Source organism: Agromyces litoreus (genome assembly GCF_040496015.1).
Taxonomy (GTDB): Bacteria; Actinomycetota; Actinomycetes; order Actinomycetales; family Microbacteriaceae; genus Agromyces; species Agromyces litoreus.
In genome coordinates, this window is sequence record NZ_JBEPKA010000008.1 from 40,507 (window position 1) to 55,045 (window position 14,539).

15 protein-coding genes are annotated in these 14,539 nt (G+C 74.5%); 9 read left to right on the forward strand and 6 right to left on the reverse strand.

Features of this window, described 5'->3' with window-relative positions; translation table 11 throughout:
- Positions 1-41: 41 nt before the first annotated feature.
- From ABME01_RS07895 to ABME01_RS07925, 7 genes are all read left to right on the forward strand, one after another.
- Positions 42-872 carry a YciI family protein gene (locus tag ABME01_RS07895; RefSeq protein ID WP_353827836.1) on the forward strand — a complete coding sequence of 277 codons (831 nt, stop codon included), beginning with the start codon at positions 42-44 and terminating at the stop codon, positions 870-872.
- Positions 869-2,227, forward strand: a complete 1,359-nt coding sequence (locus tag ABME01_RS07900; protein ID WP_353827930.1) for an RNA polymerase sigma factor — start codon at positions 869-871, stop codon at positions 2,225-2,227. The genes ABME01_RS07895 and ABME01_RS07900 overlap by 4 nt, the downstream gene beginning before the upstream one ends.
- An 84-nt stretch (positions 2,228-2,311) precedes the next feature.
- Positions 2,312-3,211, forward strand: coding sequence for an ABC transporter ATP-binding protein (locus ABME01_RS07905; RefSeq protein WP_353827837.1), 900 nt, complete (start codon positions 2,312-2,314; stop codon positions 3,209-3,211).
- Positions 3,208-4,095: an ABC transporter permease gene (locus ABME01_RS07910; RefSeq protein WP_353827838.1), complete on the forward strand. Its 888-nt coding sequence runs from the start codon at positions 3,208-3,210 to the stop codon at positions 4,093-4,095. Before ABME01_RS07905 ends, ABME01_RS07910 begins: the two co-directional genes overlap by 4 nt.
- Before the next feature lie 57 nt (positions 4,096-4,152).
- Entirely contained in the window at positions 4,153-5,349 is a 1,197-nt protein-coding gene (locus ABME01_RS07915; protein WP_353827839.1) for a sensor histidine kinase, read from the forward strand.
- Positions 5,346-5,999, forward strand: coding sequence for a response regulator (locus ABME01_RS07920; protein ID WP_353827840.1), 654 nt, complete (start codon positions 5,346-5,348; stop codon positions 5,997-5,999). Before ABME01_RS07915 ends, ABME01_RS07920 begins: the two co-directional genes overlap by 4 nt.
- A 91-nt stretch (positions 6,000-6,090) precedes the next feature.
- Positions 6,091-7,722 carry a bifunctional phosphatase PAP2/diacylglycerol kinase family protein gene (locus ABME01_RS07925; RefSeq protein WP_353827841.1) on the forward strand — a complete coding sequence of 544 codons (1,632 nt, stop codon included), beginning with the start codon at positions 6,091-6,093 and terminating at the stop codon, positions 7,720-7,722.
- 17 nt (positions 7,723-7,739) lie between these two features.
- Here ABME01_RS07925 and ABME01_RS07930 read toward each other — a convergent pair whose 3' ends face one another.
- On the reverse strand, positions 7,740-8,705 hold the full coding sequence (locus ABME01_RS07930) for a helix-turn-helix transcriptional regulator (protein WP_353827842.1): 966 nt from the start codon (positions 8,703-8,705) through the stop codon (positions 7,740-7,742).
- Positions 8,706-8,809: 104 nt separating this feature from the next.
- Between ABME01_RS07930 and ABME01_RS07935 the strand changes: the two genes are divergently transcribed.
- Positions 8,810-9,811 (forward strand): alpha/beta fold hydrolase, encoded by a 1,002-nt coding sequence (locus ABME01_RS07935; protein WP_353827843.1) that lies wholly within the window; start codon positions 8,810-8,812, stop codon positions 9,809-9,811.
- Between the two features lie 16 nt (positions 9,812-9,827).
- On the opposite strand, the gene ABME01_RS07940 is transcribed toward ABME01_RS07935, so the two are convergent.
- The gene (locus ABME01_RS07940) at positions 9,828-10,736 is read right to left on the reverse strand and encodes a LysR family transcriptional regulator (RefSeq protein ID WP_353827844.1); all 909 of its coding nucleotides are present in this window, start codon (positions 10,734-10,736) and stop codon (positions 9,828-9,830) included.
- 72 nt (positions 10,737-10,808) lie between these two features.
- Here ABME01_RS07940 and ABME01_RS07945 point away from each other — a divergent pair, with 72 nt between their 5' ends.
- Positions 10,809-11,786 (forward strand): EamA family transporter, encoded by a 978-nt coding sequence (locus tag ABME01_RS07945; protein WP_353827845.1) that lies wholly within the window; start codon positions 10,809-10,811, stop codon positions 11,784-11,786.
- Here the strand turns inward: ABME01_RS07945 and ABME01_RS07950 are convergent.
- The 4 genes from ABME01_RS07950 to ABME01_RS07965 are packed head-to-tail and all read right to left on the reverse strand — an operon-like array spanning position 11,783 to position 14,496.
- Positions 11,783-13,000 (reverse strand): UDP-N-acetylmuramate dehydrogenase, encoded by a 1,218-nt coding sequence (locus ABME01_RS07950; RefSeq protein ID WP_353827846.1) that lies wholly within the window; start codon positions 12,998-13,000, stop codon positions 11,783-11,785. The genes ABME01_RS07945 and ABME01_RS07950 overlap by 4 nt on opposite strands.
- A gap of 1 nt (position 13,001) precedes the next feature.
- Complete coding sequence (locus ABME01_RS07955) at positions 13,002-13,430, reverse strand: MaoC family dehydratase (RefSeq protein WP_353827847.1); 429 nt, start codon at positions 13,428-13,430, stop codon at positions 13,002-13,004.
- Complete coding sequence (locus ABME01_RS07960; protein WP_353827848.1) at positions 13,430-13,876, reverse strand: FAS1-like dehydratase domain-containing protein; 447 nt, start codon at positions 13,874-13,876, stop codon at positions 13,430-13,432. Before ABME01_RS07960 ends, ABME01_RS07955 begins: the two co-directional genes overlap by 1 nt.
- A 44-nt stretch (positions 13,877-13,920) precedes the next feature.
- Positions 13,921-14,496 (reverse strand): DUF937 domain-containing protein, encoded by a 576-nt coding sequence (locus ABME01_RS07965; protein ID WP_353827849.1) that lies wholly within the window; start codon positions 14,494-14,496, stop codon positions 13,921-13,923.
- Positions 14,497-14,539: the final 43 nt, after the last annotated feature.

Here is a 14,539-nt window from a genome sequence, read left to right on the forward strand (position 1 = left end):
CGTCGTACGTGCGTAGCGTGACCGAGAGAAGGGGAACCACCATGGAATACGCACTGCTCTACGCCGACGGCGCCGACCCGGTGCCGTACGCGCCCGACGCCGACGACATCGGCGACTGGGTCGACGACGTGGTCTCGCGCGGCGTGTCGGAGTACGGCGAGCGCCTGCGCCCCGGGCAGGACGCGACCACGCTCCGAGTCCGTTCCGGCGAGGTGCTCGTGACCGACGGCCCGTTCAGCGAGGCCAAGGAGACGATCGGCGGCTTCGACGTCATCGACGTACGCGACCTCGACGAGGCGATCGAGATCGCGTCCCGGCATCCGGTGGCGTGGTTCGGGCGGGTCGAGATCCGGCCCTTCCTCCGACGGCGCGACCCGGCACCGCGCTCGGGCATCGTGCCCGTCGAGTTCCACGACCGGCCCGAACGGGGGCGACGCTACCTGCTGCTGGTCGTCGCCGAGCGTCCCGACGCCGACCCCCACGCGGACCCGCAGGTCGACGCGGCCGGTTCGGCCTGGGCGAGCGAGATGGAGACCCGGGGCGTCCGCCTGTTCGGTGCGGCCCTGCACCGCCCCGCCGACGCCACGTTCGTGCGACGGCGCCACGGGGAGGTGCTCGTCAGCGACCGCGGCGATGCCCCGACCGACGCGTGGCTCGCCGGCGTGGACCTGATCGAGGTGCGCGACCTCGCCGAGGCGATCGAGGTGGCCGCCGCGCATCCGATGGCCGCGCGCGGCTCGATCGAGCTCCGCCCGACCTGGCCGCTGGACGCGCACGAGGACCACGTCGCACGCGACGAGCGCGAGGCGCCCGACCGGGACCGGCGGATCGAGCCCCGCTCCCGCGACGCGATCGCGGAGGCGCGCCGCTGAACGACGACGGACACGCGGACGCCGCTCCGGCCCCGGAGGGCGGGGAGCCTGCCGCGCGCCCGTCGCCCGGGGCCGCGCTCGCCGCGGCGTACCGGTCCGATCAGGCGCGGATCGTGGCGACGCTCATCCGGACCACGGGCGACTGGGACGTCGCCGAGGACGCGACGTCCGGCGCCTTCGAGCGAGCCGCGCGGACGTGGCCGCGCGACGGGATTCCGCGCAATCCCGGCGCGTGGCTCACGACCGCCGCCCGCAACCTGGCGCTCGACCGGCTGCGCCGGCGCGGCGTCGAGGCCGGGAAGGTCGGGGAGTGGTTCGAGATGGAACGGTTCTCCGGGCGCGCCGACGGCCCGCCCGACCCCGCGGACGTCGCGGCCGCCGCGCTCGACGGCGAGCCCGAGTGGGACGACCGGCTGCGCCTCGTCTTCACGTGCGCGCACCCGGCACTCCCCATGGAGGCGCGCGTCGCCCTCACCCTCCGCACCGTCGGCGGCCTCGACACGGGCGAGATCGCCCGGGCCTTCCACGTGACCGAGGCGACGATGGGCCAGCGCATCTCCCGGGCGAAGCGCCGGATCCGCAACGCCGGCATCCCGTACCGGGTCCCGGTCGCCGACGAGCTGCCCCGACGGATCGACGGGGTCCTCGCCGTGCTCTACCTCATCGCCAACGAGGGATACCTCGCGTCGGGCGGTGACGCGCTGCAGCGGCTCGACCTCACCGCCGAGGCCGTGCGCCTCGCGCGCCTCGTCGTCGCGCTCCTGCCGGAGGCCGACGAAGCGCGGGCGCTGCTCGCGCTTCTGCTGCTGCAGCAGGCCCGCTCGGCCGCGCGCACCGGTGCCGGCGGCGAGCTCGTGCCCCTCCCCGAGCAGGACCGCACCACCTGGGACGCCGCCGGCATCGCCGAGGGGCTGCGGCTGCTCGGGCCGGCGGACGCCGACGGCACCGACGGCGCACCGTCCGGGCGACCGCCCGGCCCGTACCGGCTGCAGGCGGAGATCCAGGCCGCCCACGCCCGCGCCCGCACCGCCGACGACACCGACTGGCCGGAGATCGCGGCTCGCTACGACGCGCTCGCGATGCTCGGCGACTCGCCGTTCGTCGCGCTGAACCGGGCCATCGCCCACGGCATGGCGTCCGGCCCGCGGCGCGGGCTCGACGACCTCGCACTGCTCGAGGCATCCGGCCGGCTCGACGGCTACCACCTGCTGCCCGCAGCGCAGGCCGACCTGCACCGCCGGCTCGGCGAGGCGGATGCCGCGGCCGCGAAGTACCGCGTCGCGATCGCGCTCGCCCGCACGACGCCCGAGCGCCGGTTCCTCGAGCGCCGCCTCGCCGAGCTCCGCTCGGACTGACCGCCGCATCCACCGATCGGTGGAGGGGAAGATCGACCGCTCCACGGCTGCCGCGCCCGGCGCGGACCGAGGAGCATCGAGGGCATGGACCAGACCACGAACCCCGAAGCACCCGCCGTGCGCATCCGCGGCCTGCGGAAGCAGTACGGCGCCCTCGCCGCGGTCGACGGCATCGACCTCGACATCCGCCGCGGCGAGACCTTCGCCCTCCTCGGCCCGAACGGCGCCGGCAAGTCGACGACGATCGAGATCCTCGAGGGCTACCGCCTGCGCACGGCCGGCGAGGTGAGCGTGCTCGGCGTCGACCCGGCGCGGGGCGGACTCGACTGGAAGGCGCGGCTCGGCATCGTGCTGCAGTCCGAGACCGAGAGCGGCGTCATGACCGTGCAGGAGCAGCTCGCGCACTTCGCGCGCTTCTTCCCCCGCCCACGCGACGTCGACGAGGTGATCGCCGCGGTCGGCCTCGAGGCCAAGGCGCGCACGCGCATCTCGAAGCTCTCGGGCGGGCAGCGCCGCCGGGTCGACGTCGCACTCGGCATCATCGGCCGACCCGAGCTGCTGTTCCTCGACGAGCCGACGACCGGGTTCGACCCCGAGGCCCGACGGGAGTTCTGGGAGCTCATCCGCGGCCTGAAGGACGAGGGCACGACGATCGTGCTCACCACCCACTACCTCGACGAGGCCGCCCGGCTCGGCGACCGGGCCGGCATCATCCTCGGCGGTCGACTGGTCGACGTCGGCGCCATCCACGAGCTCGGCGGCGCCGAGGCACGCGTGCCCATCGTGCGCTGGAACGACCGCACGGGCGCGGCCCGGGAGGTGCGCACCGAGCAGCCCGCCGCGCTCGTCACGGCCCTCGTGCGCGAGCATGAAGGCGAGCCCGACGGGCTCGAGGTCATCCGCCCGAGCCTGGAGGACATCTACCTGGACCTGGTGCGCGCGGCCGGAAGCGCCGCCCGCGACGCCGAGGAGGCACTGGCATGAGCACCGTGAACACCCGCAGCGAGGCGCGGCGCGCGCGCCCCGACCTCGTCCGGCCCGCCGCCGCGACCGCCCGACCCGGCCGCCTCGCGGTCGGACTGACCCGCATCGGCTACGAGGTGCGCAGCTACTTCCGCTCACCCGACGCCGTCTTCTTCACCTTCCTGTTCCCGGTGATCATGCTCGGCATCTTCACCGCCGCGTTCAGCGCGTCGGGTGACATCCAGCCCGGCCCGGACGCCGCCTCGGTGAGCATCGGCGCCTACTACCTGCCCGGCATGCTCGCCGCGGGCATGCTCCTCTCGGGCGTGCAGAACCTCGCGATCGACATCGCGACCGAGCGCAGCAACGGCACCCTCAAGCGCCTCGGCGGCACGCCCCTCTCGCCCGTGTCCTACTTCATCGGCAAGATCGGCCAGGTCTTCGTCACCGGCGTGCTCCAGGCGGCACTGCTGCTGCTCGTCGCCTCGACCCTCTACGGCATCGCCCTGCCGACCCGGCCCGAGGCGTGGCTCACGTTCGCCTGGGTGTTCGTGCTCGGCGTGGCCACGTCGGCGCTGCTCGGCATCGCGCTCTCGGCGCTGCCGCGGTCCGGCCGCAGCGCGACCGCCGTCGTCATCCCGATCGTGCTGATCCTGCAGTTCATCTCGGGCGTGTACCTGCGGTTCAACCAGCTGCCCGAGTGGATGCAGAACGTGGCGAGCCTCTTCCCGCTGAAGTGGATGGCGCAGGGCATGCGGGCGGCGTTCCTGCCCGAGGACTTCGCGGTGCTCGAGCAGCACGAGGCGTGGGACCTCGGCTGGGTCGCCGTCGCGCTGCTGGCGTGGCTGGTCGTGGGGCTCGTGATCAGCCGGCTGACGTTCCGCTGGATCCGGCGGGACGCATGACCGCGACGCGGCGGCGGCGCGGCGCCCGGCGTGCCGGCCCTGTGGGAGCCTGAGTCCATGCAGAACGTGCGGTGGTGGGATGCCGCGGCGATCGCGGTCACGGTCGTGATCGCCGCGCTCACCCTGCTCGACCCTCCGTTCGGCCCCGACGACGCCGCCACGTGCGCGACCGCCGGGGCCTTCCTCCTGGTCCACCTGCTGTGGGGGCGGCGCTGCGTGCCGGAGGTCGGGCCGCGGCAGCACCTCGCGATCGCGATCGCCTACGCGGTGCTCCTCGCGGTCGGCACGGCGATCGAGCCGTCGTTCGCGATCCTGCAGGCCTTCCTCTATCCCTTCGTGTGGTCGACGTCGCCGTCGACCCGTAGCGCGATCATCGCGAACCTGCTCTTCGCGGTCTCGATCGTCGCCGGCTATACGGCGCGCTCGGGCGTCGGCGGCCTCTTCGCGGGTGCTGCGGTGGCGGCCCTGTCGGTGGGGTTCAGCATCGCCCTCGGACTCTGGATCACCCGGATCGCGCGATACGGCAACGAACGGGCGCGACTGCTCGACGAGCTCCAGGCGGCGCAGGGCCAGCTCGCGGCGATGCATCGCGACGCGGGCGTCGCCGACGAGCGGGCGCGACTGGCCCGGGAGATCCACGACACCATCGCGCAGTCGCTGACGGGGATGGTCATGGTCGCCCAGCGCACCGGGCGACGACTCGCGGTGGTCGACGACGAGGCCGCCGCGTCCGCGCGGGCCGACGTCGAGCTCATGGAGCAGATGGCGCGCGAGGCGCTCACGGAGGCCCGGGGCCTCGTCGCCTCGCTCGCGCCCGTCCGATCCGATGGCGGGCTGGGCGAGGCGCTGCAGCGGCTCGCCGCGACATTCGAGCGCGAGACGGGCGTGCGCGTCACGGTCACGACGGATGGCGCGGGGCTCGATCGCGAACTCGAGGTCGTGCTCCTCCGCTGCGCCCAGGAGGCGCTCGCGAACGTCCGGAAGCACGCGCGGGCGTCGTCCGCCGAGGTCGTCGTCACGACGGCCGGGATGCCGCCCGAGGTGGTGCTCGCGGTGCGCGACGACGGCGTCGGGCCGGGCGACGGTCGATCCGGCGACGGCGGATTCGGGCTCGCGGGCATGCGGGACCGCGTCGCGCTGGTGGGCGGGCGACTCGAGTTCGGCGCGGGCGCGACCGGCGGAACGGTGCTGCGGGTGGTCGTGCCGGCCGCCGTGGACGAGACGACCGACGGGACGACGGGAGGGACGAGGTGAGGGACGAGGTGGGCGGCGGATCCATCCGCGTGGTGGTCGCCGACGACCATCCCATCGTGCGCGCGGGCATCGTCGGCCTGCTCGAGGCCGAGCCGGGCATCGAGGTCGTCGGCGAGGCCGTCGACGGGCTCGAGGCGGTGGCGCTCGCCACCGAGCTGCGCCCGGACCTCGTGCTCATGGACCTCCGGATGCCGGGCCTCGACGGCGCCGGCGCGACCGAGCGGATCCTCGCCGGCGGCGGGGCGACGCGCGTGCTCGTCCTCACGACGTACGAGACCGACGACCACATCCTCGCCGCGATCGAGGCGGGTGCGAGCGGCTACCTGCTGAAGGCCGCGCCGCAGGAGGAGATCCTCGCCGGCATCCGATCGGTGGCCGCGGGCGAGACGGTGCTCGCGCCGTCGATCGCCGCGAAGCTCGTGAACCGGGTCCGGATGGACGCGACGGGGCCTCTCGCGCCCAGCCTCTCGCCGCGCGAGCTGGAGGTGCTGCGCCTCGTGGCCGACGGCCGGTCGAACCCCGAGATCGCGCGCGCGCTCGTGATCGGCGAGGCGACCGTGAAGACGCACCTCATCCACGTGTTCGAGAAGCTCGAGGTCAACGACCGCACGCGCGCGGTCACGCGGGCCATGGAGCTCGGGCTGCTCTGACGCCGGCATCGCGCCCCGCGGGCCGATCCGCGCCGCGCCGCCCCGCGCAACCCCGCGCCCGGGGCGGCGCGACGGCCGTACGCTGGGGCGGGTGGGGCTGGTCCAGGGGGTTCGGGTGGCGGCGCGCCGCGCGCGCCTGCTGCCGCCCGGTGTGCGCCGGCTCGACGCCGCGGCCGCGCGACGGGTGAACGGATGGCACTCGCATCCCGCCGTCGACCGCTTCTGGTCGCAGCTGACGGGCTTCGCCGACAAGGGCGTGCTCTGGTTCACGATCGCGGGCGTGCTCGCAGTGACCGGCCGCCGACGGGCGGCGGTCCGCGGCCTCCTCTCGCTCGCCACGGCGAGCGCGCTCACGAACCTCATCGCCAAGCGCGTCTTCGGCGGCGACCGGCCCGCGCTCGAGGACATCCCGATCGGCCGGCGGCTGCCCGTGCAGCCGTCGAGCCGCACGTTCCCCTCTGGGCACTCCGCGAGTGCGGCCGCGTTCGCGGGCGGCGTCGCGCTCGAGGCGCCCCGCGTCGGCGCGGCCCTCGCCCCGGCCGCCCTCGGGGTCGCGTACTCGCGCCTGCACGTGGGCGCGCACTGGTTCTCGGACGTCGTCGGCGGGCTGGCCCTCGGCGGCGCCGTCGCGGCGATCGGCGCCGCGGCCGTCCGTCCGCGCCCCGGCCCCCCGGAGCCTCCGCCCGGCCCCGGCCGCGATCGCCGCCTGCCGGCCTCGCCCGACGGGGCGGGCGTGTTCGTCGTGGTGAACCGCGCCGCGGGCACGAGCGTGGTTCGGACCGACCCGGTCGCCGTGCTGCGCGACCGCCTGCCGCGCGCCGAGGTCCATGTGCTCGAGGGCGCGGAGGACCCGGTCGGGGTCGCCGCGGCCGCGCTGGCCCGGGAGGTCCCGCCACAGATCATCGGCGTGTGCGGCGGGGACGGTTCGGTCGGCGCGGTCGCGCACGAGGCCCGCAGGGCCGGGGTCCCGCTGCTCGTGGTGCCGGGCGGCACCTTCAACCACTTCGCCCGCACGGTCGGCGCCGAGACGGTGGACGCGGCCGTCGACGCGGTGCAGCGCGGCGAGGGGGTCCGGGTGGACGTCGCCGAGCTCGCCTTCGGCGAGGCCGAGCCGATCACGGTCGTGAACGCCGCGTCGGTCGGGATCTATCCCGACTTCGTCGCGGAGCGCGAGTCGCTGCGACCGCGCGCGGGCAAGTGGCCCGCGTCGGCGGTCGCGGCGTGGCGGGTGCTCCGTCGGTCGAGTCCGGTCGCCGTGGTGATCGACGGCAGGCGTGCGAATGTCTGGACCCTCTTCGTCGGCGTCGGCCGCAACGACCGCGCGTCGCTCGCGCCGTTGCAGCGCCGCTCGCTCGACGACGGCAGGCTCGACGTGCGAATGCTGCACGCGGGGTCGCGCGCGGGGTCGATCGCCTCACTCGCCTTCGGCCGACGGACTGCCCGGGTGCTGCGCATCCTCCGACTCATCCCCGAGCGGATCGAGTCCTCGTCGACGACCGGGCTGGTCGTGGACGTGCGGCCCAGGCTCGGGCAACCGCCCGGGTTCGCGCACGACGGCGAGGTCGCGCTGGAGTGGCCGATGGCGGCGTCCGCCGAATTGTCGGCCCCCGGGTACCGCACCCGGTTGCGCGTCGTTCCGCTCGCGCTGGACGTGTACCGGCCCGCTGCGGGCGCCCCGCACGTCGCGAGCGAGGCGGGCGGTCATCCTCGGGTCGGCGGGTGACCGACCGGGGCGCCCGATCACCGCCGGCCGAGCCGTCCGATCAGTGCCCCGATCTCGTCGGCGACCGCACGGGGCTCGACGACGAGGAGCGGGGCCTCCAGTGCCAGCCTCACCACCGCCATGACGAGCCACTCCATCCGGTCGGCGCGCAGTCTCACCGTGCAGGAGTCCGCCCGGGCGTCGATGAGCGTGTGGTCGAGGGCGGAGAGCGCCTCGGCGACCCGATCGAGGGGTTCGCCGAGGGCGATGGTCGCCTCCACCCCGAGCGGGGTCGATGCGATCGACGCCGCGACGTAGGCGGCGCCGTCGCCGCCCGGCACCTCGCGCGGCGCGAACCGCGTTCGGACCGACTGCACGCCGCCCAGTCGGTCGAGACGGAACGTGCGCCAATCCGTGCGGCGCACGTCCCAGGCGACGAGGTACCAGCGTCGACCGACGGTGACCAACTGGTGCGGCTCGACGAGTCGCCGGCTGTCGTCGCCGTCGCGGCGCCGGTAGTCGAAGCGGACCTGCTCGTGGTCCCGGCACGCCGTCGCGAGGACGGTGATCGCGTCAGGGTCCACGACCCCGTCGTCGCCGTGCTCCCACGGCATCGACGCGACGTTGGCGTGGAGCGCCGACACCCGACGCTTCAATCGGTCGGGAAGCACCTGCTGGATCTTCGCCAGCGCGCGCACCGACGTCTCCTCGATGCCGGCGATCGCTGCGCCCGCCGCCGCACGGAGCCCGACGGCGACGGCCACGGCTTCGCCGTCGTCGAACAGCAGGGGCGGCAGGTGCGCACCCGCGGCGAGCCGATATCCGCCGTGGCTCCCGGGCACGGCATCGACCGGATACCCCAGGTCGCGCAGCCGGTCGACATCGCGGCGAACGGTCCGCTCGGTCACCCCGAGACGACGAGCCAGGTCGGCGGCGCGCCAGAGCCGATGGGTCTGCAGCAGTGAGAGGAGCCGCAGCGCCCGCGCGGTCGGATCGTTCGCCATGTTCGCACGCTATCGCAGAATGCGGACAGGATCTGTCCGCATCGGCGCGTACGGTCGGTCGTGAGACGGGGACATGCCCCGCACCGATCCGAGAGGAGATCCTGATGTCGATGTCGACCACGTTCCCCGAGCCCACGCTGATCCCGGTGAACGGCGTGGAACTCGAAGTCCACGAAGCGGGCGGGCGCGATGGCGGCGATCCGATCGTGCTCTGCCACGGCTGGCCCGAGCTCGCCTTCACGTGGCGACACCAGGTGCCGGCCCTCGTCGAGGCCGGCTATCACGTGATCGTCCCGAACCAGCGGGGATACGGGAACTCGTCGCGCCCGACCGCCGTCGCCGAGTACGACATCGAGCACCTGACCGGCGACCTGGTCGCACTGCTCGATCACTACGGATACGAGCACGCGACCTTCGTCGGCCACGACTGGGGCGCCATGGTCGTGTGGGGGATGGCGCTGCTGCACCCGAGCCGGGTCGACCGGGTGATCAACCTGAGCCTCCCCTACATGGCCCGCGGCGAGCGGCCCTGGATCGAGTTCCTCGAAGAGGTGTTCGGCGACGACAACCACCTCGTCCACTTCAACCGGCAGCCGGGCGTCGCCGACGCGGTGCTGGACGCGAACACCTCCCGGTTCCTCCGCAACCTGTTCCGGAGGAACGAGCCTCCCGTCGAGCCTCGCCCCGGCATGGCGATGATCGGCCTCGCAACGGCCGAGACGCCGCTCGGGGATCCGCTGATGAGCGAGGAGGACCTTGCGGTCTTCGTCTCCGCGTTCGAGGCGACGGGATTCACGAGCAGCATCGACTGGTACCGCAACCTCGATCGCAACTGGCACCTGCTGGCGGACGCGGACCCGATCGTGCGGCAGCCCACGCTCATGATCCGCGGCGACCGCGACCCGGTCGCGAAGTCCGAGAACCTGAGCGAGTTCGTCCCCGGAGTGGAGGTGATCGACCTGGATTGCGGTCATTGGATCCAGGAGGAGATGCCGGATGCGACGAACCGGGCGATCCTGAGCTGGCTGGCGCGACACGACGTCGCCGCCTCGCGCCGACACTCCCCCGTTCCGGAGATCGGCGGTCGCGCACTCGGCCCGGCGTGATCGTCGTCGAGCGCGCTCAGGCGAACTCCGCGCCCGCGGCGACGCGGCGGAGTCCGTCGACCACGGCGCGGATGGCCGGGCTCTCGGAGCGCGCCGCCCGGGAGACCGCCGACACCTGCCGCACCTGGCTCCGGTCGGCGAGCGGGATCGCGACCGTGCCGTCGGGGAGCGCCCCCCGGCCGAGGCGCGGAACGAGGCAGACCGCGACCCGCTGCCGGGCGAGCTCGACGAGTGACGCGAAGTCGGGGTCCTCGGCGACGATGCGGGGCACGCGGCCGAGGTCGGTGAACAGGCGGAGCAGGGCCTCGTGGCAGATGGCACCCCGCGGCGTGCTCGACCAGGCCTCATCGACGAGGTCGCGCCGGTCCAACGCGGCGCGGTCGGCGAGCGGATGCGACGCCCACAGCACGACGTCGGCCTCGTCGCGGCAGAGTGGCTCGCGCACGAGTCCGTCGGGCACGACGAGCGGGACGGAGTTCCAGTCGTGGACGATCGCGAGGTCGACGTCGCCGCGGTCGACGAGCACGACCGCCTCGAACGGGTCGACGCTGGCGACCGACAGGTCGGTGACGCCCGCGGCGCGCAGGTCGTGCATCGCCGGGCCGACCAGGCCGCGCGTGGCGGTCGAGAACGAGGCGACCCGCACGGGCGCGAGGGCGCCGGACCCGGCATCCGCCTCGCCCGCGACGAGCTGCGCCATGGCATCGAGCAGCGCCCGCCCCTCGGTCGCGACGACGCGGCCCCGCTCGGTGAGCAGCACCCCGCGCCCGCGCCGCTCGAGGAGCGCGGCGCCGACCTCGCCCTCGAGGCGCTTGACCTGCTGCGAGACGGCGGACGGCGTGTAGCCGAGGGCGTTCGCCGCCGCCGCGACGCTCCCGTGCTGCGCCACCCCGACGAGCGCGCGCAGGCCCTGCGGATCGATCATGAAGCAACGCTACGTGATATCCGAAGCGAATCGGAACTGGTGCTGGACGATCGGCCGCGCGACGATGGACCCATGTCCGCTCGGCACTCGCTGCTCGCCGTCCTCGTCGCCGTCATCTGGGGCGTGAACTTCCTCGCCATCGACCTCGGCCTGCGGGACACGCCGCCGCTCGTGCTCGTCGCGCTCCGCTTCGCCGCCGTGGCCGTGCCGCTGGTCCTCATCGTGCCGCGACCGGCGGTGCCGTGGCGGACGATCCTCGCCATCGGCACGTTCATGAGCCTCGGCCAGTTCGCGTTCGTCTTCACGGCGATGCACCTCGGCCTGCCGGCCGGCCTGGCCCCGGTCATCCTGCAGAGCCAGATGATCTTCACGATCGCGATCGCCGCGATCGTGCTGCGGGAGCGCCCGACCCGCGCCCAGGTCGTCGGGGCCGTCGTCGGGCTCGCCGGGCTCGTGCTCGTCGGCGCCGGACGGGTCGACGGCGAGGCGGGCCTCGCGTCGCTGGTCCCGCTCGCCCTCTGCGTCGCCGGGGCGCTGAGCTGGGGCATCGGCAACGTCGTCGCCCGCAGCGCGCCACCCACGAACGGGCTCGGCCTCGTGGTGTGGTCGGCGCTGGTCGTGCCGGTGCCGGCGCTCGCGGCGAGCCTCGTGCTCGACGGGCCCGCCGTCGTCGGCGAGGCGTTCGCGACCCTCGGCTGGCCGACCCTCGCCTCAGTCGCGTTCACCGCGGGCGCCGCCTCGCTGGTCGGCTACAGCATCTGGAACATGCTGCTCGGCCGGTACCCCGCGGCCGACGTGGTGCCGTTCACCCTGCTCGTGCCGCCCGTCGGAGTCACCGCCGCCTGGCTCGTGCTGCACGAGGTGCCGAATGCGCTCGAGCTCGCCGGCAGCGCGGTCCTCGTCGCGGGCGTCGCGATCCCGACCCTCGTGCAGTCGGCGGCCCGGCGCCGCGCGCGGCGGGGCGGCGCGGCACCCGTGGTCGGCCCCGACGTCCGCACGCCCGGGGTCGACACCGCGACCGAGCGGGTGGGCCAGCGCCCCGGCGGTTAGAGCTCGACGCCCACCAGCACGGGCTCGGGGTGCAGCAGGATGCCGAACTCGGACTGCACGCGGCCCTGCACGAAGCGTGCGAGCTGCGCGAGTTCGTCGGCGCTCGCCCCGCCGCGGTTCGTGAGCGCGAGCGTGTGCTTCGACGAGATCGCCGCACGAGAGCCCGCGAGGGCGAACCCGCGGCGGATGCCGCTGTGCTCGATCAGCCACGCCGCCGACAGCTTCACGAGCGGCTCCGCGGGCGCGGCGTGCGCCCTCGCCTCGGCCGCCTCCGCCTCGGCCTGGTGCTCGAGGAACGCGTCGAGGGGCGACCGGCTCTCGAGCTCGGCGAGCAGCACGACCTCGTCGGGCTCCTCGGGCTCGACGTACCAGCGCGGCGCCTCGCCGGGGAGGGTGCGTGCGATCTTCTCGGGGACGATCGGGTTGGTGAAGAACGACCCGGCGCTCACCGAGTCGGGGTCGTCGGGATCGAGCACCATCCCCTTGCCAGAGCGCAGGGCGAGGACGGCCTCGCGGACGTCGGCGACCGGGACGCGGTCGCCGAGCTGCACGCCCAGCGCGCTCGCGAGCTGCGCGTACGCGACGGGCGTGCCGAGCGCCTGGCCGAGCACTTCGCGCTCCGCGGTCGTGTCGTGCAGGGCGAGGTCGATCGAGAGCACCACCCCCGCGAGGCCCTGCTTGAGCACCGAGGTGCGGTAGCCGAGCTCCAGCTCGTCGGCCGACATCTCGCGCGGCCGGTCCGCGCCGTCGTCGAGGAACTCGATGCCGAGGAGCACGTCGGAGAGCTCCTGCCCGTAGGCGCCGATGTTCTGCACCGGCGCTGCGCCGACCGAGCCGGGGATGCCCGACAGGGCCTCCAGCCCGGAGAACCCGCGCTCGACCGCGAACGCGACGAGGTCGTCCCAGGTCTCGCCGGCCTGGACGCGCAGGCGCACGCCGCCGGGCTCGGATCCGGGCTGCACGTCGATGCCGCGCGTGGCGATCCGGATGACGGTGCCGGCGAAGCCCTCGTCGCCGACCAGCAGGTTCGACCCGCCGCCGACGACCATCCACGGTTCGCCGGACGCCTCGACCTCGCGCACGAGGTCGACGAGCTCGTCGCGCGTGGTCGCGGTCGCGAGCCGGGCGATCGGACCGCCCACGCGGAGCGTCGTGAGGTCGGAGAAGCGGGGCTCGCGTGCCGCAGCGTCGGTCGTCGTGGCGGGGTCCGTCATCTCAGGCGAGCACCACTCGCGCCTGCGCCTTGCCGAGCACCGTGGCACCGTCGAATGACACGGTGAGGTCGATGCGCGCGACCCTCGCCTCGGCGTCGAGCTGGCCGACCTTCGCGCTCACGGTGACGTCCGCCCCGGCCTCGGGGTCGACCACGACGGGTCGCGTGAAGCGCACCTGGTAGTCGACGACGCGCGCGGGGTCGCCCGCCCAGTCGACGACCGGCTGCACGGCCAGGCCCATCGTGAGCATCCCGTGCGCGAGCACGCCGGGCAGGCCCACCGACGCGGCGACGTCGTCGCGGTAGTGGATCGGGTTGAAGTCGCCCGAGGCGCCCGCGTAGCGAACCAGGGAGTCGCGGGTCAGGTGCGTCTCGCGCTCGGCGACGACGTCGCCGACGGCGAGCGCGTCGAAGTCGGGGGTGGTGGTCATCAGTCGTCTCCTCGCACGACGAGGGTGGAGATCGCGGTCACGACGTGCTCGCCGTCGGCGTCCGTGATCACGGACTCGGCGGTGACCATCGAGTGCGCGCCGAGGGTCTTCACGCTGGAGACGTTCAGCCGCGCGGTGAGCTCGTCGCCCGCGACGATCGGGCGGGTCGACGTGAACCGCTGGTCGCCGTGCACGACGCGCGAGAAGTCGATGCCCGCGTCGGGCTCGGCGAGCAGCTGCGCGAGCGTGTGCTCCTGCACGACGACGGCGAAGGTCGGCGGTGCGACGAGGTCGGCGTGGCCGGCGGCACGGGCCGCCTCGACGTCGTGGTTGACGGGGTTGGTCGCGAACACGGCGCGCGCGAACTCGCGCACCTTCTCACGACCGACGACGTACGGCGCGGTCGGCGGGAACTCGCGCCCCTGCAGCTCGGGGTTCACTGGCACCGTGCCAGTCTACGCAGCCGCCGGGTGCGGCCCGCGGCGGGGCCTCAGCGCCTGCCGCCGCCGAGGAGGCCGCCCAGGAGGTCGCCGAGCCCGTCGAGTCCCCCGGCCCCGCCGGCGGACGATCCCCCGCCGGCGATGCCGCCGAGCAGCCCACCGAGCAGGTCGCCGATGCCGCCGCCACCGCCGGCCGGTGCGGCCTGCGAGCCCTCGCCCTGCCGGCGCTTCGCGAACTGCCCGGCCAGGAAGCTGAGCACGATCGGCGCGAGGATCGGCAGCAGCTTCCGAATGAGCCCGGGCTCGGCCTTCCCCTCGGTCGCCCCGAGGGTGCGCACCACCTGGTCGGTGTTCGCACCGAAGACGTTGCGGACGATCTTCTCGCCGTCGTCGGTGTCGACCTCGTCGAGGTCGACCCCGCCGTCGAAGAGCTGCGGCGGGTGGTGCTGCACGGCCCGTTCGAGGGACGCGGCGCCCGCGTCGTCCTGCGCGTTGGCGTCCATCCCGCCGAGCAGGGCGGGCAGCGCCTGGTCCACGGCGGCGCGGGCCGTGCCCTCGTCGACGCCGAGCCTCGCGGCGAGGTCGGCGATCGGGATGTTGGCGATGATGTCGTCGTACGCGGCCACGTGGGCTCCTCCCCCTGGCACCCTCCCTCGGGCGCTGACGGAC

Bases quoted from the DNA above. Each gene is read 5' to 3' on its own strand.
- ABME01_RS07895 (WP_353827836.1), top strand. From the start codon at position 42: ATGGAATACGCACTGCTCTACGCCGACGGCGCCGACCCGGTGCCGTAC.
- ABME01_RS07905 (WP_353827837.1), top strand. From the start codon at position 2,312: ATGGACCAGACCACGAACCCCGAAGCACCCGCCGTGCGCATCCGCGGC.
- ABME01_RS07910 (WP_353827838.1), top strand. From the start codon at position 3,208: ATGAGCACCGTGAACACCCGCAGCGAGGCGCGGCGCGCGCGCCCCGAC.
- ABME01_RS07915 (WP_353827839.1), top strand. From the start codon at position 4,153: ATGCAGAACGTGCGGTGGTGGGATGCCGCGGCGATCGCGGTCACGGTC.
- ABME01_RS07930 (WP_353827842.1), bottom strand. From the start codon at position 8,705: ATGGCGAACGATCCGACCGCGCGGGCGCTGCGGCTCCTCTCACTGCTG.
- ABME01_RS07935 (WP_353827843.1), top strand. From the start codon at position 8,810: ATGTCGATGTCGACCACGTTCCCCGAGCCCACGCTGATCCCGGTGAAC.
- ABME01_RS07940 (WP_353827844.1), bottom strand. From the start codon at position 10,736: ATGATCGATCCGCAGGGCCTGCGCGCGCTCGTCGGGGTGGCGCAGCAC.
- ABME01_RS07945 (WP_353827845.1), top strand. From the start codon at position 10,809: ATGTCCGCTCGGCACTCGCTGCTCGCCGTCCTCGTCGCCGTCATCTGG.
- ABME01_RS07950 (WP_353827846.1), bottom strand. From the start codon at position 13,000: ATGACGGACCCCGCCACGACGACCGACGCTGCGGCACGCGAGCCCCGC.
- ABME01_RS07955 (WP_353827847.1), bottom strand. From the start codon at position 13,430: ATGACCACCACCCCCGACTTCGACGCGCTCGCCGTCGGCGACGTCGTC.